The organism is Microcoleus sp. PH2017_12_PCY_D_A (assembly GCF_020738565.1).
GTDB lineage: Bacteria > Cyanobacteriota > Cyanobacteriia > Cyanobacteriales > Microcoleaceae > Microcoleus.
Genome location: NZ_JAEQCI010000016.1, coordinates 25,407 through 46,346, shown reverse-complemented (window position 1 = coordinate 46,346; position 20,940 = coordinate 25,407). Strand labels below are relative to the sequence as shown.

17 protein-coding genes and 1 pseudogene are annotated in these 20,940 nt (G+C 45.0%); 9 read left to right on the top strand and 9 right to left on the bottom strand.

The window, feature by feature from the left end; all coding sequences use genetic code 11:
• Positions 1 to 114 precede the first annotated feature (114 nt).
• The 3 genes from JGK39_RS03395 to JGK39_RS03385 are packed head-to-tail and all read left to right on the top strand — an operon-like array spanning position 115 to position 3,174.
• Positions 115 to 1,923 carry a pentapeptide repeat-containing protein gene (locus tag JGK39_RS03395; RefSeq protein WP_293295784.1) on the top strand — a complete coding sequence of 603 codons (1,809 nt, stop codon included), beginning with the start codon at positions 115 to 117 and terminating at the stop codon, positions 1,921 to 1,923.
• Between the two features lie 57 nt (positions 1,924 to 1,980).
• Positions 1,981 to 2,511, top strand: coding sequence for a hypothetical protein (locus JGK39_RS03390; RefSeq protein ID WP_293295782.1), 531 nt, complete (start codon positions 1,981 to 1,983; stop codon positions 2,509 to 2,511).
• A gap of 21 nt (positions 2,512 to 2,532) precedes the next feature.
• Positions 2,533 to 3,174: a hypothetical protein gene (locus JGK39_RS03385; protein ID WP_293295780.1), complete on the top strand. Its 642-nt coding sequence runs from the start codon at positions 2,533 to 2,535 to the stop codon at positions 3,172 to 3,174.
• Positions 3,175 to 3,342: 168 nt separating this feature from the next.
• Here the strand turns inward: JGK39_RS03385 and JGK39_RS03380 are convergent, their stop codons facing one another.
• From JGK39_RS03380 to JGK39_RS03360, 5 genes are all read right to left on the bottom strand, one after another.
• Positions 3,343 to 3,858, bottom strand: a complete 516-nt coding sequence (locus JGK39_RS03380; RefSeq protein ID WP_293295778.1) for a DUF4112 domain-containing protein — start codon at positions 3,856 to 3,858, stop codon at positions 3,343 to 3,345.
• A gap of 345 nt (positions 3,859 to 4,203) precedes the next feature.
• Positions 4,204 to 6,111: a molecular chaperone DnaK gene (dnaK, locus tag JGK39_RS03375; protein WP_293295776.1), complete on the bottom strand. Its 1,908-nt coding sequence runs from the start codon at positions 6,109 to 6,111 to the stop codon at positions 4,204 to 4,206.
• A 573-nt stretch (positions 6,112 to 6,684) separates the two neighbouring features.
• On the bottom strand, positions 6,685 to 9,546 hold the full coding sequence (locus JGK39_RS03370) for a tetratricopeptide repeat protein (protein WP_293295773.1): 2,862 nt from the start codon (positions 9,544 to 9,546) through the stop codon (positions 6,685 to 6,687).
• A 70-nt stretch (positions 9,547 to 9,616) separates the two neighbouring features.
• On the bottom strand, positions 9,617 to 10,117 hold the full coding sequence (locus tag JGK39_RS03365; RefSeq protein ID WP_293295771.1) for a hypothetical protein: 501 nt from the start codon (positions 10,115 to 10,117) through the stop codon (positions 9,617 to 9,619).
• A 140-nt stretch (positions 10,118 to 10,257) separates the two neighbouring features.
• On the bottom strand, positions 10,258 to 10,848 hold the full coding sequence (locus JGK39_RS03360) for a hypothetical protein (protein ID WP_293295769.1): 591 nt from the start codon (positions 10,846 to 10,848) through the stop codon (positions 10,258 to 10,260).
• A gap of 83 nt (positions 10,849 to 10,931) precedes the next feature.
• Between JGK39_RS03360 and JGK39_RS03355 the strand changes: the two genes are divergently transcribed.
• Complete coding sequence (locus tag JGK39_RS03355; protein ID WP_293295767.1) at positions 10,932 to 11,822, top strand: hypothetical protein; 891 nt, start codon at positions 10,932 to 10,934, stop codon at positions 11,820 to 11,822.
• Between the two features lie 208 nt (positions 11,823 to 12,030).
• Here JGK39_RS03355 and JGK39_RS03350 read toward each other — a convergent pair whose 3' ends face one another.
• Positions 12,031 to 12,219, bottom strand: a complete 189-nt coding sequence (locus tag JGK39_RS03350) for a hypothetical protein (RefSeq protein ID WP_293295765.1) — start codon at positions 12,217 to 12,219, stop codon at positions 12,031 to 12,033.
• 48 nt (positions 12,220 to 12,267) lie between these two features.
• Positions 12,268 to 12,480 carry a hypothetical protein gene (locus JGK39_RS03345; protein WP_293295763.1) on the bottom strand — a complete coding sequence of 71 codons (213 nt, stop codon included), beginning with the start codon at positions 12,478 to 12,480 and terminating at the stop codon, positions 12,268 to 12,270.
• 194 nt (positions 12,481 to 12,674) lie between these two features.
• On the opposite strand from JGK39_RS03345, the gene JGK39_RS03340 reads away from it, so the two are divergent.
• Complete coding sequence (locus JGK39_RS03340) at positions 12,675 to 12,860, top strand: hypothetical protein (protein WP_293246221.1); 186 nt, start codon at positions 12,675 to 12,677, stop codon at positions 12,858 to 12,860.
• Between the two features lie 32 nt (positions 12,861 to 12,892).
• Positions 12,893 to 13,645 (top strand): DUF429 domain-containing protein, encoded by a 753-nt coding sequence (locus JGK39_RS03335; protein WP_293246224.1) that lies wholly within the window; start codon positions 12,893 to 12,895, stop codon positions 13,643 to 13,645.
• A gap of 287 nt (positions 13,646 to 13,932) precedes the next feature.
• Here JGK39_RS03335 and glgP read toward each other — a convergent pair whose 3' ends face one another.
• Positions 13,933 to 16,491, bottom strand: coding sequence for an alpha-glucan family phosphorylase (gene glgP / locus JGK39_RS03330; protein WP_293295789.1), 2,559 nt, complete (start codon positions 16,489 to 16,491; stop codon positions 13,933 to 13,935).
• Positions 16,492 to 17,002: 511 nt separating this feature from the next.
• Between glgP and JGK39_RS03325 the strand changes: the two genes are divergently transcribed.
• Entirely contained in the window at positions 17,003 to 17,857 is an 855-nt protein-coding gene (locus tag JGK39_RS03325) for a DUF4231 domain-containing protein (RefSeq protein ID WP_293302183.1), read from the top strand.
• An 86-nt stretch (positions 17,858 to 17,943) separates the two neighbouring features.
• Here JGK39_RS03325 and JGK39_RS03320 read toward each other — a convergent pair whose 3' ends face one another.
• Entirely contained in the window at positions 17,944 to 18,090 is a 147-nt protein-coding gene (locus JGK39_RS03320) for a hypothetical protein (protein ID WP_293246240.1), read from the bottom strand.
• Positions 18,091 to 18,294: 204 nt separating this feature from the next.
• Here JGK39_RS03320 and JGK39_RS03315 point away from each other — a divergent pair.
• Both JGK39_RS03315 and JGK39_RS03310 read left to right on the top strand, forming a co-directional pair.
• Positions 18,295 to 19,599, top strand: a pseudogene (locus JGK39_RS03315) (ISAs1 family transposase).
• A gap of 70 nt (positions 19,600 to 19,669) precedes the next feature.
• A complete protein-coding gene (locus tag JGK39_RS03310) occupies positions 19,670 to 20,755 on the top strand; it encodes an alpha-amylase family glycosyl hydrolase (protein WP_366048615.1) in 1,086 nt (361 codons plus the stop codon).
• Positions 20,756 to 20,940: the final 185 nt, after the last annotated feature.

The following is a 20,940-nucleotide window of genomic DNA, read 5'->3' as shown; positions in this document are numbered from 1 at the left end:
TGTAACTATCCCTACCTTTGTGCTAGATTTTTATCCAATTCCGTAAAATTTTTGTCAGGGCGATCGCCACAGCATCGCAATGAAAAAATAACTACTATCTCCCTGCGTAAAGTCATGCCCCAAGACTTCTCCGGTAAAAATCTCCGAGGCCGCAACTTCAAAGGTCAAAACCTCACAGGTGCAAAATTCATCGGTGCAGACATCCGAGGTGCAAACTTCACCAATGCCATCCTCAGAGAAGCTGACTTCACCCGTGCCAAAGCAGGACTGCAACAGCGATGGCAAATTCCACTGCTAATAATCGCATTACTTATCGCAGCAGCAGCGGGATGTGTCGCGGCAATAGGCGGTGCTTTTGTAGGAGCTTTTTTGTCCGAAAACTATCAAAAATTTCTGAGTTACCCGGGGATAATCTTTTCAATAGCTACTGTTATTTTCTTGATGATTATTATCCCCCACGGATTCAAGTCTGCTTTTGAATTTTTCCTAGTTATAGCTTTTGTTTTTGTTGTAATTTTAACGTTTTCCTTTGGCTTATCATTAGAAGTAGCTGGACCTGTAAGTCTGGGTTTATTATTAACTTTGGTTTTTGCTGTAGAGTTTTCTTTGGCTTTGGCTTTAACTTTTGCTGGAGTTGTATCTGATACTTTTGCTTTAGGTGTGATCGCGACTTTATTTGGAAGTTTGATCGCACTAATACTTGTAGCTTTTGTTAAGGCGTTTGCAACAGCAAGAGCTATTAGTGTCGTTGGGGCTGTGGTTGGCATTTACGCTGTTACTTTTATATCAGGTTATATTAGCAAGCGAGCTTTAGCTGATGATAACAGATTTTCGTGGCTAAAAAGTATAGCAATTGAGTATGCAACTGTGAAAGGTACTACTTTTCGTAATGCCGATTTAACTGATGCCAATTTCACTGAAGCAACTCTCAAAAGTACAGATTTTAGAACAGCTAATCTCACTCGCACTTGCTTCCGAAATACAGAAAAACTCGATCGCGCGCGAGTCGGTAAATCGATATTAGCTGATACCCGCGTCCGAGAATTACTCGTCACTGGCAATGGCTACAAAAAATCCTATGTTGGTGCGAATCTCCAAGGCGCAAACCTGACAGGCGTTAATCTCAACGAGGCTAATCTCAAGCAGGCTAACCTCAACGAAGCAACTTTGCATCAAGCTAATTTGGAATGGGCAAACCTCACTGAAACTCAAGCTTTGGCAACAGATTTTACAGCAGCTCGTTTTACAGGTGCTTGTTTGGAAGCTTGGAACATTGACGGTAATACAAAGCTCGATCGCGTTGACTGTCGGTTTGTCTATCTTCTAGAATATCCCAAATCGGGAACTGACGATCGCGAACGTCGTCCCAGCAGTGGCGAATTTGCATCGGGAGAATTTACCAAATTGTTTGATGAGGTTTTGAACACCATCGATCTAATTTTTCGTAACGGCATTGACTGGAAAGCTTTTGTTGCTGCATTCAAACAATTGCAAGTGGAAAATGAAGGTACGGAACTCACTATCCAGAGTATTGAAAATAAAGGCGATGGAGTCATTGTTGTCAAAGTTAGCGTACCACCTGATGCTAATAAGGAGCATATTCATAAAAATTTCACACAAAGTTATGAACTAATGGCTGCAAGATTGGAAGATAAAGACAAGCAGATAACTTTTCTTGAAGGAGTCGTTATCCAACTGGCTGCTAAACCTGTTACCATAGAAGTTAAAGCTACAGCAGAGAATAAAATCGGAAGCGACAACATCGACCAAAGTCGCAAAGTTGAAATTTCAGGAGGAACGATTAACGCTGCCGGTGCCGGCTCATTAAGTTTAGGAGATAATGACGGTACAACAGCCAACTCGATCGAGGAGTTGTCTGATTCTGCCGTTAGTGCAGCCCTCGAAGAGGATCGCCCTTCCTGACAAAGTGAGTAATGCTATAATTTTAATCCAACTCTGGTAACAGCGGAAATCAAAACTATGAGCGTATCAGTAAGTTCAGAAAAACCGGAATTCAAAGAATTACTGCTGCAATTGCAAGCTGCGATCGCGAATGAAAATACAGAATTGTCAATCCAGAGTATAGAAAATCCCGAAAAGGGAGTAATTGCAATTTTTGTCAATGCTTTGACTGATGAGAAGCAATCTATAATTTATAATGCTTTAAAGCAAAACTACGAACAGCTATTAAAGGCTATTGAAGATAAATATCAAGCGGAATTACGAGCCAAAGATTGCGAAATTGCCATGTACCGTCAAGAAATAGCTATTTCCGAAGCAGTTTCGGAAAGTTTAACAGAACTTGATAATCCCAGTCAAGAAGATGAGTCGATCGCCGAATCGGAAGATGTGGAGTCACTAAGGGCGATCGCCGACAAATACAAAGCCGAATTAAAATACAAAGAGGAGGAAATCGCCTGGTGTCGCGAACAAATAGCTGAACTGAGAGAACTCAATTTGATGTTAGCTAAACAACCGCTATCGATTAATATTATTCAGGAGGAAAAGTAAGCATGAACTCTGAGCCAAATCATGCACAATGACGAAAGTCTTACTCGAATCATCCAGGCATACGAGCAAATTATCAAAGATTTAGAAGCCAAGCACAAATCCGAACTGCAAGCTAAAGATAGAGAAATAGCGTTTTACCGTCAGAAAAGTTCGGAGCTAAATGAACTTCTAAAATTGTTGGCTAACCGACCAGTTAATGTTAAGATTACTAATAAAGCTAAATCTATATCGGAGAGTAAAGCTATGAGTGACCCAATCGACCAAAGTCGTAACATACAAATTACAGGTGGAACCGTTAATGCCAGCGGTGCCGGAGCGTTAGGTTTGGGAGATAACAGCGGTACAGTTGCCAATACAATTAATCAATTATCGGATTCTTCTGAACCTGACAAACCAGACATCAAAAAACTGTTGACTAAGTTACAAACTGCGATAGAGGCTGAAACTAATTTATCTGAGGATGATAGAGCTGAAGCATTAGAACAGATAAAGATTTTGGAAAAATTAGGAGAAAATCCGCAAGAAAGCACAATGCAAAAGGCTGGGAAAACGGCTATGAAAATTCTGAAAGGAACTATTGCTGGTTTACCGAGTGCCGCGACGTTGGTGGAAGCTTGCAGTAAATTGTTGCCCGCGATCGCGAGTCTCTTACTTTTACCCTAAAATTATTCAGAAATTCAGACATAACTAACGCGCTGCTACGAAGAAACCGGGTTTTTGACCATATCTGGGACTGCAATGAGTATGCTCGGAAAAAACTCGGTTTCTGAACCCCGTGCGAAGTCCTAAAAAGGACACAGCAATGCTGTTTCCCTACCCCAAAACTCAACATCAACCGCCAGTCAAAGCTTTAAACACCCACCCAAAAAACATCACGCTCAAGAAAATTACACTACCAACAATCAACATCAAACCCAACAGCAAAGCCACCACAAACAACCAATCAGCTTTTTTTCCAGCCGGTTCGGGGCTACCTAAATGAGCATCCAGCAATTCGATATTTTTGATATTAGCTTTCCAAGCAACATCTAACAAGTCTCCAGCCACAGGTACAGTCCCAGCAACTGTATCAAATACGATGTTAGCCGCCATCTTGACTAAAGTCTCTTGTGGCACTCCCATTTGAGCGGATTTAAAAACAACATAACCTGCAAAAATTGAACCAACTAAATCGCCGCCGCCCGGTATCAATCCTAATATTGGATCGAGTCCGATGCGGTATTTTGTGCCGGGAATCGGAATTGCATTGTCTAGTAAATGACTGATGCGGCGAAGACGACGCAAAGATGCAGCCTGAGATTTGTTGGGAGTGTTTGCGGATGAATTTTGTATAGGAGAACGAGACATTTAGATTACTCCTGACTGTATTTCTTAGTCCGCGGAGGCGGACTTCGTTTTTGTAGAAGCGATTTCAATCGCCGAATCATGAAGGTGTTAACTTTAATCATACAGAGAAACCCGGCTTCTCTTCAAAACCGGGTTTCCTACTTCTAACTGCGGGCTTTTAGTTTATACCGATTTAACGGGTCGTTGCACATTTCTCGATCCCCCTCTCATCCCCCTTAAGAAGGGGGACTTTGAGAAGAATCTTGTCCCCCCCTTAGTAGGGGCGGTGCCCCCGTGCCCGCCCTCTTGGCTTGGCTAGGGGGGATCGAATTCTATGCAGCCTCATAAAAAATTGGTATTAGCCTGCTATTTGTTGCCTTCGGTGAAGTCGGCATCAATCACGTCGTCGCCGCCGCCTGTCGGGCCGCCGTCTCCGTAGCCGCCGGGGCCACCAGGGCCGTCAGTGGGGCCGCCTGCTTGCTGGTACAGGTTGCTGCTGACAGCGTAGAATGCTTGCTGCAACTCGGTTGTCAGTGTCTTGATAGCTGTGTCGTCTTCTTTGGCGACGGCTTCGCGCAAGTCTTTGATCAAGCCTTCAACCTTCGTCTTGTCAGCATCGGGAACCTTATCGCCCAATTCTGCCAACTGCTTCTCGATTTGATAGGCTAAGGAGTCTGCTTGGTTTTTGCGATCGATCCGTTCGCGACGTTCTTTGTCAGCAGCCGCATTCGATTCGGCTTCCCGAACCATGCGATCGACTTCATTGCTAGGCAAAGTAGAAGCACCAGTAATGCTAATAGATTGCTCCTTACCAGTACCTTTATCCTTAGCAGCTACATTCAAAATACCGTTAGCATCGATATCGAAAGTAACTTCAATTTGCGGTACGCCGCGGGGAGCAGGCGGAACTCCATCTAAGCGGAAAGTTCCCAAATCCTTGTTGTCATTAGCCATTTCCCGTTCGCCTTGCAAAACGTGAATTTCCACGTTAGTTTGGCCATCTACAGCAGTCGAGAAAGTTTCCGACTTCTTGGTAGGAATTGTGGTGTTGCGGGGAATGATTTTTGTCATCACGCCGCCCAAGGTTTCGACGCCGAGAGACAGCGGGGTAACATCGAGCAACAGGATGTCTTTGACTTCGCCTGCGAGCACGCCGGCTTGAATTGCTGCACCGACTGCGACCACTTCATCCGGGTTTACCGTTTGGTTCGGGTCTTTGCCGAGGATTTTTTTAACGAGTTCTTGCACGGCTGGGATGCGCGTAGAACCGCCGACCAAGACAACTTCATTAATTGCAGATTTGTCGAGTTTGGCGTCGCGGATTGCGTTTTCTACGGGAATGCGAGAGCGATCGATCAAATCAGAACAAAGCTCTTCAAACTTGCCCCGAGTCAAGGTGGTGTCCAAGTGTTTTGGCCCGTCTTGAGTTGCGGTAATAAACGGCAAGTTGATTTCTGCTTGGGTAACGCTCGAAAGTTCAATCTTGGCTTTTTCGGCTGCTTCCGTCAGGCGTTGCAGTGCTTGTTTATCTTTGCGGAGGTCAATTCCTTCGGCTCTTTGGAATTCTCCGGCGATGAAATCAACAATTTTTTTGTCGAAGTCGTCACCACCGAGGTGAGTGTCTCCAGAAGTTGCTAGCACTTCAAATACGCCGTCGCCGACTTCGAGAATTGATACGTCGAAAGTACCGCCACCCAAGTCAAATACGAGGATCGTTTCGTTGCTCTTTTTATCTAATCCGTAGGCTAAAGCGGCTGCTGTAGGTTCGTTAATAATCCGCAGAACTTCAATACCGGCAATTTTTCCCGCGTCTTTAGTAGCTTGGCGCTGGGAATCGTTGAAGTAAGCGGGCACTGTAATTACCGCTTGGGTAACAGTTTCACCGAGGTATTTGCTGGCATCTTCTACGAGTTTACGCAACACTTGCGCGGAAATTTCTTCGGGAGCAAATTGCTTGCCGCGGGCGGGACAGTCGAGTTTGAGGCTGTTGCCGACTTTCAGGACTTTGTAGGAAACTTCTGTGGTTTCGTGGGTTACTTCGTCAACCCGACGCCCGATAAACCGTTTTACTGAGTAAAAGGTGTTTTCGGCGTTCATCACGGCTTGACGCTTGGCGATTTGTCCGACGAGTTGATCGCCATTTTTAGCATATGCTACTACGGAAGGTGTGGTGCGACCCCCTTCGGCGTTGGCTATGACGGTGGGTTTGCCGCCTTCCATAACTGCGACGCAGGAGTTTGTCGTACCTAAGTCAATTCCAACTACTTTTCCCATAGGGGTGTTCCGGCTCCAATCTCTACAAAATTTTGGTTTTCTATCTGTGTGATAGTCTGGTTATTCAGAACTGCGATTCTACTTCGCGGTTTACGGGTAGTCAGTTCTGCTTTAATACAACAGTCTTCGATAGGGTGCTTATCTCTATACTGCGGGCGGTTAGACCTTGCGATGAAGGTGTATTTACCGAACCTGTTGGGGGACGGTTGCATCGGTGAGGCTTTTACTGCTACAGCTTTGGACTGCTTTTCTTTACTCTTCCTAATGTAGGGCGTGCGATCGATTCGGGCATTGTGGCAAACCGTATACGTTGTGTTGTATTTGCCGTCTTGCGCGTATAAATTTGGTTGGGCCGGTTTGGGCGATTCGTTGTGCGATCGGATTTTTTGGATGGCAAATATAAGATTTATAGATAAGACGGCGGTTGAAACCGCATCTACACAAAGGAAGTTCGCCTCCGCGGACTGAAGAAGATAATGTAATTTCAACTCTCTACTCTTCAGTCCGCGCACCATCCGGGTTTTGTTTGTATCGACGCGGTTTCAACCGCCGGGTGTTCAACCGCCCGATATTCTACCTCGCATCACCAATCAAAATAAATGGCGACCAATAAAAAGGAAGGAAATTGCGTTTGATTAGACTCAATTTAGCTTGCCGCAATGCTTCCCCTTTACTCATCCCTTTATTAATATTTTGATAAAATGCAACCATCAATTCTTTAGTAGTTTTATCATCAACATTCCAAAGACTCGCCATCACAGCTTTCGCACCCGCACGCTCAAAAACATAGGCAATTCCAGATATTTCTTCGCCGTTGGAATTCGCTTGCAAAGCAGTTTGACACGCACTTAAGGTGAGGAGTCTGGTGTTTTGCAATCCTAATAAGGCGGCATCGGCAATATTGAATTCGCGATCGGCAAAAAGGATAGTATTCGGCTGTAAATCCAGTCTGTCGGGTTTCCTACAATTTGGAGAGTTAAGCAAGCAGCAGCCTTCGGGTTGAAAACATCCGTGAGTTGCTAGGTGCAAAAAGGGAAAGCGGGGTGCTTGGGTTTTGAATTGGTCGAGGGTAGCAGTATTACCGATATAGGATAAACTGCTGGGAAACAATTTGGTAATATTTTGAACTTCCTCGGGCGAATTTGGTAAATTATAGGGATTGCGGGTGACGGGATTTCCTAATGCTAAGATGCCGCTTTGTAATGTCGAATCGGGAATAGGTCTAGTTGAAATGCGGGTGAGATAGTTGACGGGATATTTCTGAATGAGGAATTCATCAGTTTTTTCGTCATACAGCGTTTCAAAGGGGATGTAGCGCAGTTTACCCGTAGCGATGATGCTCAATTGTTTGGCGGAAGTAGCTTTAATTTGGTCTTCGATCGGACGAATCAGGATTTCGTAGAGTTTACCACCTGTAACGGTGAAGTTAGTGTCGCCTGTATTTTGCAGTTGTTCGCGGTATTGAGTGAGGAGTTTGTCTAATTCTGCGGGATTAATAGGAATTTTTTTAACACTTAAACTGTCTTTTGTCAAGACAAATAGGGCGATCGTATTGGGGAGATTTTTGACATTTGTGAGCAAGACGGGTTGAATGACAACGGTATCGGGCGGGATACTTGCTTTCAGTTGGGCGATGTCTTTGGGTGTGCTTTCAAAGAGCTCGGCGACTTCTGGGAATTGACGGGAGATTTCTTCTGCTTTGCGGTTGACTTCTGTTTCTAATTCCCGCATTTGTCGGGAGAGATTTTCTGAGAATTTGTCTTGGAGTTGGCGGCGGAGGTATTGGAGTTGTTGATTTTTTTGATTCCACTCGTCAATGGATGTTTGTGCTTGGGGGTTGGCTACTTTGGCGTTGATGAGGCGGGTGTAGTCGGCGAGATCGGCTGTGGTGGCGATGTTGACCCATTGGAAAGCGCGATCGGCTTGGTTTTCGTCGATGAGTAGGGATGTGAGGGCGATCGCTCTTCCGCTTTCACCTTCTAAAAACTTTTGGCGATTTTCTCGCTGTAAACCACTTCGCATTTCTAAGGTGATTTGGACGGATTTCTCCCAATTGTCGATCGCTTGAGTCGGTTGCTTTATATCTCGGTAGGCAAAACCAATATTATTCAAAGTAGTAGCAATGCCTGCACGATCGCCCACTTTCCGCGTAATTACTAAAGCTTGGTCATAGTATTTCAAAGCTTCTTGCGGTTGGGAAATACTATGGTACACTAAACCAATATTATTCAAAGTAGCAGATTCCCCCGCGAGATCGCCGACTTCCCGCCTAATTGGTAAAGCTTGGTTGTGGTATTTTAATGCTTGTTGCGGTTGCGAAATGTTTTCGTACACTGTACCAAGGTTATTTAAAGTAGTAGCTTCCCCCGTGCGATCTCTCACTTCCCGCATAATTGGTAAAGCTCGATTATAGTATTTCAATGCTTCTTGCGGTTGAGAGTTTCTATTGTAGACTAAACCAATATTATTCAAAGTAGCAGCTTCTCCTAAGCGATCGTCTACTTCCTGCCTAATTGGTAAAGCTTGGTTCAAGTATTCCAATGCTTGTTGCGGTTGGGAGATACTGTCATATACACCACCAATATTACTCAAAGTAGCAGCTTCTCCCGACCTATAGCCAATTGCCCGCATAATTGTTAAAGCTTGGTTATAGTATTTTAATGCTTCTTGTGGTTTAGAGATTCTATCGTAAACTGCACCAATATTATTCAAAGTAGTAGCTTCCCCCGCACGATCCCCCACTTCTCGCATAATTGGTAAAGCTTGGTACAAGTATTCCAATGCTTGTTGCGCTTGGGAAATGCTCTCGTACACTCTACCAATATTATTCAAAGTAGTAGCAACGCCTGCGCGATCGCGCACTGACCGCATAATTGATAAAGCTTGGCTATAGTATTTTAATGCTTCGTACGGTTGGGAGATCATGTCGTAAACTGCACCAATATTATTCAAATTACCAGCTTCCCCATAGCGATTGCCCACTGAGCGCATAATTATTAAAGCTTGGTTCAAGTATTTCAAAGCTTCTTCTGGTTTAGAAATTCTGAAGTACACTCCACCAATATTATTCAAAGTAATAGCTTCCTCTGCACGATTGCCGAGTGACTGTGTAATTGGTAAAGCTTGGTTATAGTATTTCAAAGCTTCTTGCGGTTGGGAAATTTCAGCGTACGATAGACCAATGCGATTAAGTGCTACAGCTTCAATTTTTTTGATTTTAAATTGTCGTGCAAGAGCTAGAACCTGCTGCCATGTTTCTATTGCCTGTCGCAGTTGCCCTTGTTCTTCCTGTTGCTTTGCTTGCTGTATAAGTCTCTGTAATTCTTCAACCTGTAAATTTTGACTTTGCCCCCAACTAGGTTGAACCATCAGCGGCACAGTCAGAGGAGTCAAACACACACCCAAAATCAAAACACTGCTGATAAATCGTTTCATCTTTTTCATAGTTTACAAATTAAATTAATAGAATAGGCATCAAACTTAGTATCTAATAAAAATTGCAAATTCACAAAACAACCTCGCGCCCTGGTGCTGAATCTCTGAGTCCCTCAAAAACTTCTGCCTCAATTCCTGCTGCTTCTAGATTGTTTTTTTGACGAAAATTTTGGATTGCTTCCCAAAAATTATGAGGTTCATCAATCTGGCGTTCTTTCTCAATCTTAGCAATAATTTCAGATAGTTCTGCGGATACTTTAGTCAATTCTTTAGTTTTTTCAAGCAAGCGAGCGACCAGCGGCGATGGCAATAACTCCAGCGGCTCGTCAAAATCATCAGAAGTTGTAATTAGTTCGCGATCGCTCCCAAATATGCTGCGTTTAGGCGAAGATTCTGCAACTTCATCTAAAGTTTCTGGTTCAACTTCTGGTTTGATGCCTTGAATGTGAATTGTTTGAGATTGCATCCTTTGTCTGAGATAAATTGCACATATCAGGTCAGACCAAGTAAAGTTTTCAGGCAGTTTATCGATTATGCTGCGGACTTCTTCTTTAAGATTGATGGTTTCCATCGGTTTTAGTAAAGAGAGTTGGGATTTTAATTCTACACTCCTGGACGCACTCCGACCAAATAAACCGGGTTTTTTAGCGAATCTGCGCGCTGCACGAAATATTTTCGTAAAAAAACCCGGTTTCTGGCCCCGCGACGAACTCAATACGGAGTTGCTGCAATTGTCATCGTCTTTTTCTGCACATCAAACTGCATTTCATCAACAACAAATTGCCGATCTTTTGCAACTCCCAAAATCCCCCGCAATTGCCCTCGACTCACCACAGGTGGCCCCAATTTCACCACAGCTTGACCTTGAGCAGCATCCTTCAGCTCAAAAGCACTGATGGGAATTCCATTCCATTTAGCTTGAGTGCTAGTCGCTGGTGGGATCTCGCCCCGAATAAACTGCACCCCATTAGTACGATAAACCACTGCACCTTTGGTAAACACGATTTTCTCAATTTGACTCAACGGGAGCGATCGCTTTTCCGTTTCTCCCTGTATCCATAATTTTTGCCCTTTCTCATCAATCTGTACAACTCTACCGTCTCTTATGCCGCCCCCTTTCATCTCAATTTTTGCCTTTATGGGCAAGGCGACGGGTATGGGCTGGCTGGCGTTAGCCTGTGCTTGTACAGATGGCAAATTTGGTTTCTGGACATCCTGACTGGTGGCATTAACTCGTGCAGCCATACTCGCCGTTACTGTAAAAAGTGCTACAACTAGAAAAGAAAGTGTTTTGTATTTCATAGTCCCCCTAAACCCCCTTCAAGGGTAAGCGTTAACCCGCTACCGTTATAAAATTATACTTCACATCCCTTGAAGGTCATTCCGTGTCCGCTACTCCCCAACCTACTCCCGAATCGAATATTTTAGGCAACTTTGCCAGTGTTGTTGGCTTGCTTGGTGCCGCCCTATTTTTCACTGGCTGGATTTATCGCTGGTCGTATTTTTACTTTTTTCAGATACAGGTAACGACTCTCGATTTACCAGTCGAATCGTTTTTTATGGTGCCCCTTCAGGTTTTTTTAGCTGATGGCCCGACGATATTCAGAAGTGCGATCGCGATTCTGCTGACAGCCTTTGCAATCTACCAAAGTTTGTGGCTAGTCAATAGTATAAACCATAAATTTGCTACTACAATCAATCGGAGAACTCGACGGTGGCGTTTCTATGCTCGCACAAGAAGATTATGGTTGCTGCTTCGCTTCTTGAAGTCTTGGCAGCGATTTAATATCAATAAATATAACTCGATTAAATTGCTGCGATCGCTCGTTGACGAACTTATTATCGTCAGTTGGGTATTGCTGGTTTTGTTCTCGTCAGCTTCCCACCAAGGAATTGCCGATGCCCGACGCGATGCCGGCGAAAATTCTACTTTACCCGCTGTCGCTTTAATCGCCAAGCAAGATAACATTGCTTTAGGTAGAAAGCCCGATGATGAAACCCTTCGATCCGTTGGTAAAGGCTTTAAAGCTATCGGAGATATAGGTTTATTTGCTGATTTGAGCCAGCAAGACTTTAATCATATCAATAACTCCAAAGAACCTATAGTTTGGCGACTGCTTTTAGATAGAGGCAACTGGATTTATCTGTTTCCCGCTTTAACAAAAGCACAGCAAAAAGACCCTAACGCTCGCCCTTTAGTAGTTGCGGTTCAACAAAGTCAATCCGGCGATCAATTGCTGATAGTCAGTCCCGCACCTTCTAAACTGTCGAAATAAAGTCCTGGCTGGTTGATTGGATGCCAAAATAGTCGAGATCCCCCCTAACCCCCCTTAAGAAGGGGGGGACAAGAACATTCAAAGTCCCCCTTAAGAAGGGGGATGCGAGGGGGATCAAAACTCAACAACAAGTGAGAGATATAAAGTCCCCCTTAAGAAGGGGGATGCGAGGGGGATCTGGATTTAGTGAACCCTACGGGATTTCTATTTATCGATTAAGCCCGATCGCACACAACCTCAAACACACCGCCCGGAATAAACCGACACAAAGCCCTCCGCCGATCCTCCGCATCTTGGCGGTTGAAAAAACGAGCAATTGTGTAATGCTGAGCATTCGGCAAAATTCGGACGATCGCCCAATAATTGCGATCGCCACCAACAATCGGAGAATTGGCATTTCTCAGAGAGTTGAGATAGCGGGCGATGGCTACGCCCCGGCTTGCGCCTACGCACTACCCTTGAGATTCGCCGCCACGCGCTCAATTACCACCGCCACCAAGCTTTCCAACTCCTGCTGAGTCAACTGCGCGCGATCGACATCAAAATCGTCATCCGAGTAGCAGCGGATGCGCGACAGCAGTTGCGTCACGCCAAAGTCATCCAAAGCTTGTTGATAGCCGCGAGTATATTCGCTCTCGTCGCTTCCAGGCCGTACCATAGAGATTGCCTCCTTGTTTATTAGGGGCCAGAAGCCAGCGAAGAACTTTCCTAGGGATCGCGCTGGCTTTTGACTTGTTGAGAGTATAGCATGGATATAGCATATATAAATGCTGTAAATGAGCTATATTCGACAAAATGGTCTAGATACAGCACAATTACGATCGGTTTAAACTAAAAAATAGTGAATATCTTATGACCAAACGCTTAGCGACCTATTTAGCCGATGGAATCTATGACATCCTGGAAGAGTGGGCAGATCGGGAACGGCGTTCCATCAGCAGCTTGGCAGCATTCGTTTTGGAACAAGCTGCTAGAGAACGCCAAAAGGAAATGAAACAACAGCCCCCGCCAGCGGATGAAAAGCAGGAGAAAAGTTGAGAGAAGTTTGGGCGATCGCCCTTTAAACAACTATGAAATTTATCGGCATCGATTTAGGTTGGAGTTCAGGCGCCAGCGGTTTGTGCTGCTTGAATTGGGAAAATAACCAATTACAATTGATCGAGTGCGATCGCCAACAATCCCTCAACGACATCCTTACCTGGATCGATCGGCAAATCTCCCCAACCGAACCAGCCATCATCGCCGTAGACGCACCCACAATCATCGCCAATCCAACGGGAATGCGCGAAGCAGACAAACTCACCCACAAACACTTCGGCCGCTACCACGCAGGCTGCTATCCCGCCAACCTTTCCCGCCCCTTCGCGCAAAAAACAGTCGAATTCGGCCTTTGTTTAGAAGCCCGAGGATTTGTCCACGCACCAACTATTGAAGCTAAGAAATTAGGCAGATATCAAATAGAAGTCTTTCCCCATCCAGCCACAATCAACTTATTTAAATTAGATAGAATCATCAAATACAAAAAAGGAAAACTGGCAGAGCGTCAACTAGAATTGATGAAACTCTGCCAGTATATTGTAGATATTTTACCGAGCCTTGAACCATCTCTAAATCTGTCTTGTAGCACAGGCATCTTTCCTGTGAGTGGCGGTTCAAAACTCCCCGAAATCCCCACCAGTGTTGCAACTCTCAAAGCCTTAGAAGACCAGTTAGATGCCTTGCTGTGCGCTTATATCGGCGCTCACTGGTGGTACTGGGGAATCGAGCGCAATTTAGTTTTGGGCGATCGTACAACCGGGTACATAGTAATACCCTCGCGATAGTCATTACTCTCGCGAGGGTTGCACTCTGCTCGCGAACGAGGACAGCACTGAGATATCATCATTCGGAATTTGATATTACTCCACTCTTCCAGCCCGCGGAGGCGGGCTTTGTTTGTGTAGACGCGAATTCCATTCGCCCGGATTTGTTCGGAATTTGATATTACTCCACTCTTCCAGCCCGCGGAGGCGGGCTTTGTTTGTGTAGCCGCGAATTCTATTCGCCCGGATTTGTTATGAATGATGAGTTCGGAATTATCAATTAATAATTCTCGTCAACTCAAAACTCTTTAATGTGCCCAAAGAATCACACCAACTTCATAGGGACTGCTGAGATTGTCGTGCTTCGGCAAAACCCGCAGCGACAAACCTTGCAAACCGCTAGAAGTATAAGTAATGTCAGCCGTATACAGGCTAGCATTGTGAGGATCTTCTCCCAAATACTCCATTACCATCGGCACGCCGCCGACAATTTCGCCATTAGCATCAACCGAACCTTGATAAAGTTCGACTTGCACGTCCGCAGGCGTCAATCCCATTAGATTGATGCGAGATTTAACAGCGATCGACTGATTGACCTTAACTTCCTTATCCTGGGAAATATCAACAGCCTCAATCTTAATATCCTGCCACTTCCCGAGAAGGTGCTTCTTCCATTGAGACAACTCCTTCGCCGGAGCGCATCCGTCGTTCGTCATGGTGTGATAGCGATCGCTCACCGGGAAATAAGCCCGCCGCGCGTAATCCTTCACCATCCGAGCCGTATTGAAGAAAGGACAGTTCAAAGCAATAGAATCCTTCATTTTCGCCGTCCAACCGCGAGGAATTCCATCAGCATCCCGGTTGTAAAACAGCGGTACAACTTCCTTTTCCATCAAGTCGTACAAAGCATTCGCCTCGACTTCATCCTGATACTTTGTATCTTCGTAAAACTCGCCGTGTCCGATCGGCCAACCGGTACGAACATAATCCGCCTCATCCCACCAACCGTCAAGAATACTGAGGTTTGGCAAACCATTCATCGAAGCTTTCATCCCGGAAGTACCCGAAGCCTCGCGGGGGCGGCGCGGCGTATTCAGCCACACATCGCAACCGGATACCATCATCCGAGCCACGTTAATGTCGTAATTCGGCAGAAACACCATCGAACTGATAGTTTCGTGCTCGCGGATAAAGTGAACGATATCCCGAATCAATTCCTTACCCGGAATATCCATCGGGTGAGCTTTCCCAGCAATCACAAACTGCACCGGGCGGTTTTTGTCCCGCATGATCCGCATAATGCGATCGACATCGCGCAAGAATAATGTCGCCCGCTTGTAAGTAGCAAAACGTCGCGCAAACCCGATCGTCAATACCTTCGGATCGAGAGCCTCCCGCGCGTGCTCGATTTCCGTTTGAGCAGCACCGCGCTCGCGCAGAGTCTTTTGCAACCATTCCCGCGCAAATACTACCAACTCCGATCGACAGCGCTCGTGATTCCGCCACAATTCCTCATCAGGAATCGACGACATCCTGTCCCACAGTCGATCGTCCTTGCGAGTCATTTCCCAATCCGGGCCGAGGTAGCGATCGTACAACTCCTGAGTAGACTTCGCCACACAACTGCGAGCGTGAACCCCGTTCGTAATCGAAGTAATCGGCACCTCTTCTTCAGGCAAACCCGGCCACAACCCTTGGAACATCGGGCGCGACACCACACCGTGCAAAGCCGCCACCCCGTTGACAAAACTCGACATTTTAATTGCCAAAATTGCCATATTCAGAGGTGCAGACAAATCTTTAGTATCCTCCCGGCCCAATGCCAGGAACTCATTTTGCGACAAGCCAAACATCTTGGGATACTGACCCAGATAGTGCATCACCATATCCGGCTCGAACAAGTCAAACCCAGCAGGTACAGGCGTGTGAGTCGTAAACATACTGCTGGAAATCACCACCTGTTCCGCTTCCAAGAAACTCAGGTGATGTTCCTCCATCAGCATCCGTATGCGTTCCAAAGCCATGAAAGCCGCGTGGCCTTCATTCATGTGATAAGCCGTAACAGTCAAGCCCAGCGCCTTGAGCATTTTCACGCCGCCGATGCCCAGCATGATTTCTTGGTGCATCCGCAGAGTTTTGTCACCGCCGTAGAGTTGGTCGGTAATATCTTGGTCGTAGCGGCTGTTAGGTTCAATATTTGTATCCATCAAGTACAGAGGAACCGTTCCCACCTGTACCCGCCAAATCCGGGCGTATACCTTGCGGCCGGGATAGTCCACCTCAATCCGCAATTCCGAACCGTCGGGATTGCGTTCTAGATGCAGCGGCATATTGTAGAAATCGTTCAGCGGATAGCGTTCTTGCTGCCAGCCGTCGGCGTTGAGATATTGCGAAAAATAGCCTTCTTGATACAGCAAGCCTACGCCAGCCAAGGGCAAGCCCAAGTCGCTAGCAGATTTCAGGTGGTCGCCCGCGAGCACGCCCAAACCGCCGGAATAGATGGGTAGGGCTTTCACTAAGCCGAATTCCATCGAAAAGTAAGCGTAGCATTCCTGGCGATCGGTGCCGCGCTGTTTGCGGTACCAGGCGCGATTTTTGAGATAATCGTCTAACTGCTGGGCTGCTCGGTTCATTTGAGCAATGAAGCCTTCGTCTTCTGCCATTTCTTGCAGTCGCTCTTGAGAAATGGTTCCCAGCATCAGCACCGGGTTTTGGTTGCTGGAGTCCCACAGGTCTCGATCGAGGCGGCGGAAGAGGTCTTTGGTATCGACGTTCCAGTCCCAGTGCAAGTTGTAGGCAAGCTTGCGTAGGGGTTCGAGAATTGCCGGCAGAGACGGGGAAACGTTAAATGTGCGAATTGGCTGCATAGACAAAGCATTTGTGTTGGGGTAGCGATATTTTCCTCTGTCTTTTGTCACAAGTCCGTTATTCTGCACACTATTTTAAGTTTTAAGTCGATCGGGCGATCGGCTGTTACCTTAACTTCTGTGGCGGCTGAGTCAGGGCGATCGCCCTTAATACCATTTTTTTAAAGTTATGACAGACTTTTGCGACCTAGCGAAAGCAGATAATTACAACATCTTGTCGTCCTTTATCTCTATCGGATATGAAAGAAAAATGGTATAAAACCGCTTTTCGCACTTCCCGATGAGATTTCTCAATGCCTTGACACCGAAAAATCCAGTGTCCGCCGCCCGCGTGTTTGATTGGGAGCTTGACTTGCATGGTAAAATACTTGCCTGACTTACACAAAGACACTAGATAACGCTTAGACGGTTCTATCCTCCCTCCTCGTTTACCCTGGCTGTTTAGGTAGGACTAGAGTACCAACCCCAATAAGCTAAACTTGTATCCGATCGCCAAATTAACTACAAGCCAATGACTACTTCTGCACAGAAAAACCCGAACGAGATTTCCTATGTTGAAAATTTATCCGACTCATCAAGTTCACAAATGTTATCCTTCCTGAAAATTTTTGAGTATTTATCCCTAGCTGCTTTTGTGGGTGTGTGCATCCTTACCAGAGTTTTTCCAGACAATCAACTTATCCTTATCTGGGGATCTGTTTTTCTCTCTAGTTTTATTTTTCTGTTCCTGACCAATAGACAATTGGCTCAGAAATCGAGGAATCGTGCTAATCAGTTAGAGTTCGGAAAAAAAGCTGAATTATATACTTATCTGTTGAACCAGAAGAATTCTTCGGATAACAATCTGATAACTCCCGCAAGAGTAAAGGCTTTACGATATTGTCAGGAGTTGATTGACGACTATAAAAAGACTAGAGAGACTTCGAGAAATATTTACTATATTTTCCAATTGGCAACCGTTATTTTATCGGGAGTCACACCAATTTTAGTACTGGTAGACAAATTGGAACCAGGTCAAACGTTGCTCAAGTGGCTGCCCGTAATTTGTCCCGCTGTCGCCTCGATAGTCGCTAGTATAGTTACCTCCTTTCCTTTTCAGGAGAATTGGATTTCTGCTAACACGACTGTGGAATTGTTAGAAGCGGAACAAGAGAAATTTATATTAGGAGTGACTCCGGCTTATTGTTGCTATGATGTAGCCGACGAAGCCCAAAATCAACAAATGGGAAAAATGGCAATAGAAAACTTTATCAATCAGGTGAATGAGATTCATCTCAAGCAAATCCAAAAACCAGATGAGACACGGGCAAGGGAGCAGAATACAGAGCCAGCTCAATCTACCGAGTCAAAGCAAGAGCAGACTTAACTAATCTGACAATAAGCTGTTACGCAGCTAGATCCTATGGCTCTCCCCTAATTGTGGTGGTAACGCAAGCTTATAATCTGTCTGCATCAAGGTTTTTGGCCTTCACACTCCAGAAAATTTGTATCAGCAGCTACTTTTAACGCCAAACATCCGGGAGAGCCGATCGTATAATAGAAAGACAAGACAAGTAATTGCTGCACAATCCGTTCTACCAAAGATGCAGAGGCTATCACTTAGCGCGATCGCTCTGTGGTTTATGTTGAACTCACAGAGTTAATAGCATTTGGGCAGGAACGTTTGGTAAAAGGGTGCAGGGTAAGCTCATCTAATTTAGTATAAATTGTACTTGACAAAAAGACAAATATAAAAAATGTGGTATTTACGTATTAGCAATTTTATAAGGCCTTAAAAACTAAGTCATCAAGCGGTAAAACTCAATGGATAAAGGATTCTTGCCCGCCCGGCCAAGGTCTAAACTACTGAAGAAGCCCTCACCTATCTCTATGCAAGAGTTACAAGGAAGCTTATCAAGTTATTTTGATGACATACCCGACCCGAGAGTGAACCGAACCAAACGTCACTTACTGAAAGATATAGCCTTTCGAGCTCTCATAGGAGGTATGACTGGGAATAGGGAATAGGCCGGAGCCGCGCATACCTCACTTTTTTGAGAACCGCTATATTCTCGTCATTGCTATATTATCTACAATAGCTGGAGGTGATGGGTGGGAAGACATGGAAAATTATGGAATCAGTAAGCAGCAATGGTTGCAAAAATTTTTAGACTTACCAAATGGTATCCCGAGCGATGATACCTTCCGACGAGTTTTTGAAAAGGTAGACCCGAAAGTTTTAGAACAGAAGTTGACTGAAGGGGTTAAACAATTAATTGGGCCAGTTGTCCAACAAGTTATCCCGATTGATGGAAAAAGTATCCGAGGTTCTTATGACCGAAAAACAGGGGAAAAGAATTTACATTTAGTGACGGCGTGGGCGAGTGAAAATCGGTTGGTACTTGGACAAGTTAAAGTTGAAAACCATTCCAATGAAATCACAGCTATCCCAGCCCTATTGGAATTAATCGATGTCACCGGAGCGATTATTACGATGGATGCGATGGGTACTCAAACCGAGATTGTACGGCTGATTCGTCAAAAAAAAGCTGATTGTGTAGTTACTCTGAAAAAGAATCATCCAACTCTTTACAAACAAGTCAAAACCTGGTTTGAAACAGCCAGAGCCAACCAATTTGGGGGAATTGAAGTGAGTGAAGATTCCCGAAGGGAAAAAGCACATACATCATCGAATCGAAACTAGAAAAGTTTGGGCGGTTCCAGTGGGGGCTTTAGGGGGGATTTACAAACAAGAAGACTGGACAGATATTATTCTGACTATTGTTATAGTAGAACGTTTCCGTTATCTGTGGAACAAAACCACTCATGAAGTACAATTTTACCTAAGTTCCTTACCCGTAGATGCTAAAGCGGAATGGTCGCGTCATTCGTCAACGTTGGAGTATTGAAAATCAAGAACATTGGGTTTTAGATGTCACTTTCAATGAATATCGCTCTCGCATTCGGTCCTTGAATAGCCCTCGAAACTTGGCTGTTATCAGACGGATGTCCCTGAATGCTGTAAATCAAGAAACTACTCTCAAGCGTAGCTTGCGACAGAAAAGAAAACGGGCTGCAATGAATGATGAATACATGATGCTTCTTCTCAAATCCTTTTGTCAAGGCTGATTGAGATGCTCTTACCCTGCCAATAGAAGTACAGAACACTTCACTTTTCCACGGTCCTGAATACACCGATATGGTGAATCAAAGACTATTTGGCTTCTTGGAAGATTGGCGAACAGAGACAAGCTACGTTCAAAATCTGCCGATCGATCATCTCAAGTATTGGATTGCGGAAACGGACATTGATGGCTTTCGATACGATTCGGCACGTCACATTGGTCTGGACTTCTGGAAGCCTTGCGTTGAAGAGATATCAAGGTACACTACCTACCTGGGGAAAAAGCAGTTTCTTCAGATAGCCGAACACGCTGGAAGCACTCACGAAGAATTAACTGCATATAATGGTGCGAAATTTTCTAATCAGATAGACTACCCAACGTATTATAACGTCAAGCACTCTTTTGGTGATGGCAATTGGTTAGGGGGTTTAGCAGAGTATTTTTGTGGTTTTCTTGCTCCACCACAGGCATATCATGCTGGTTGGAAGAACAATATTATGTTCTTGGATAACCAAGACACAACTAGAATCTTCCATGAGTTTTTGAGTCGTCTAGCACACCAAGACGATGTTCGAGTCCGTCTCCACTTTGCTCTAGCTTGCTTGATTCTAGGACCTCAAATACCTTCTATCTATCAAGGAACGGAACAGGAGTTTTGTGGAGCACTAGGGAAGCATCAACGAGAGGATACAGGAGAGTGGATTGGCCATGATTGCTACGTGGGGGAAGATATGTTTGATAACCCTGCATGTGTTTGGCAGTTTGGTTTGATTAACCGAAAATCTTTCGCTCCCTACAGCCAAACCCACCCAACCTTTGTATTGATTCGACAGTTGGCAGAAATTAGATTTCAAAACAGACTCATTCAGAATGGAGTCCGCACTTTATTATGCTCTAGGAATAATGGTGTGTGGTGTGTACTCATTCACGATCCGGCTTTTGATCGGCCGCTCTTTGTGGCTATGAACCTTGGATCAAAACCAGTATTTGAGAAAGCTTTAGAGATCCCGAATTGCTATGGTGAGTTCTGCGGAGTCGATCGGCTGATTGCCACGTCTGGTGGAGAATTCCATGTTGTGGAAGGTGGCATACAAATTCGACTTCCTGCATTCACTTTTGTTTTAGGGCAACTCTGTCGGGATGAAACAGGACTTAGATGAATTGAGCCAATTTTTGTATAGCAGACACTATTGTTAAGGCGGTTTTAGCAAGCTAAACACCCAAGAACCTGCCCGCCCGACCGCCTTTTGTTGTGCATGAGTAGAAGCATACTTCTTAATCTAGCTGTCAATAAGTATGCTTCTAGATTGTGGGCTCGTAATTATATTCATAGCTGAGGTATTCC

Coding starts and splice junctions, on each gene's coding strand:
- JGK39_RS03395 (WP_293295784.1), top strand. CDS start 115: ATGCCCCAAGACTTCTCCGGTAAAAATCTCCGAGGCCGCAACTTCAAA.
- JGK39_RS03390 (WP_293295782.1), top strand. CDS start 1,981: ATGAGCGTATCAGTAAGTTCAGAAAAACCGGAATTCAAAGAATTACTG.
- JGK39_RS03385 (WP_293295780.1), top strand. CDS start 2,533: ATGCACAATGACGAAAGTCTTACTCGAATCATCCAGGCATACGAGCAA.
- JGK39_RS03380 (WP_293295778.1), bottom strand. CDS start 3,858: ATGTCTCGTTCTCCTATACAAAATTCATCCGCAAACACTCCCAACAAA.
- dnaK (WP_293295776.1), bottom strand. CDS start 6,111: ATGGGAAAAGTAGTTGGAATTGACTTAGGTACGACAAACTCCTGCGTC.
- JGK39_RS03370 (WP_293295773.1), bottom strand. CDS start 9,546: ATGAAACGATTTATCAGCAGTGTTTTGATTTTGGGTGTGTGTTTGACT.
- JGK39_RS03365 (WP_293295771.1), bottom strand. CDS start 10,117: ATGGAAACCATCAATCTTAAAGAAGAAGTCCGCAGCATAATCGATAAA.
- JGK39_RS03360 (WP_293295769.1), bottom strand. CDS start 10,848: ATGAAATACAAAACACTTTCTTTTCTAGTTGTAGCACTTTTTACAGTA.
- JGK39_RS03350 (WP_293295765.1), bottom strand. CDS start 12,219: ATGCCAATTCTCCGATTGTTGGTGGCGATCGCAATTATTGGGCGATCG.
- JGK39_RS03345 (WP_293295763.1), bottom strand. CDS start 12,480: ATGGTACGGCCTGGAAGCGACGAGAGCGAATATACTCGCGGCTATCAA.
- JGK39_RS03340 (WP_293246221.1), top strand. CDS start 12,675: ATGACCAAACGCTTAGCGACCTATTTAGCCGATGGAATCTATGACATC.
- JGK39_RS03335 (WP_293246224.1), top strand. CDS start 12,893: ATGAAATTTATCGGCATCGATTTAGGTTGGAGTTCAGGCGCCAGCGGT.
- glgP (WP_293295789.1), bottom strand. CDS start 16,491: ATGCAGCCAATTCGCACATTTAACGTTTCCCCGTCTCTGCCGGCAATT.
- JGK39_RS03325 (WP_293302183.1), top strand. CDS start 17,003: ATGACTACTTCTGCACAGAAAAACCCGAACGAGATTTCCTATGTTGAA.
- JGK39_RS03310 (WP_366048615.1), top strand. CDS start 19,670: ATGGTGAATCAAAGACTATTTGGCTTCTTGGAAGATTGGCGAACAGAG.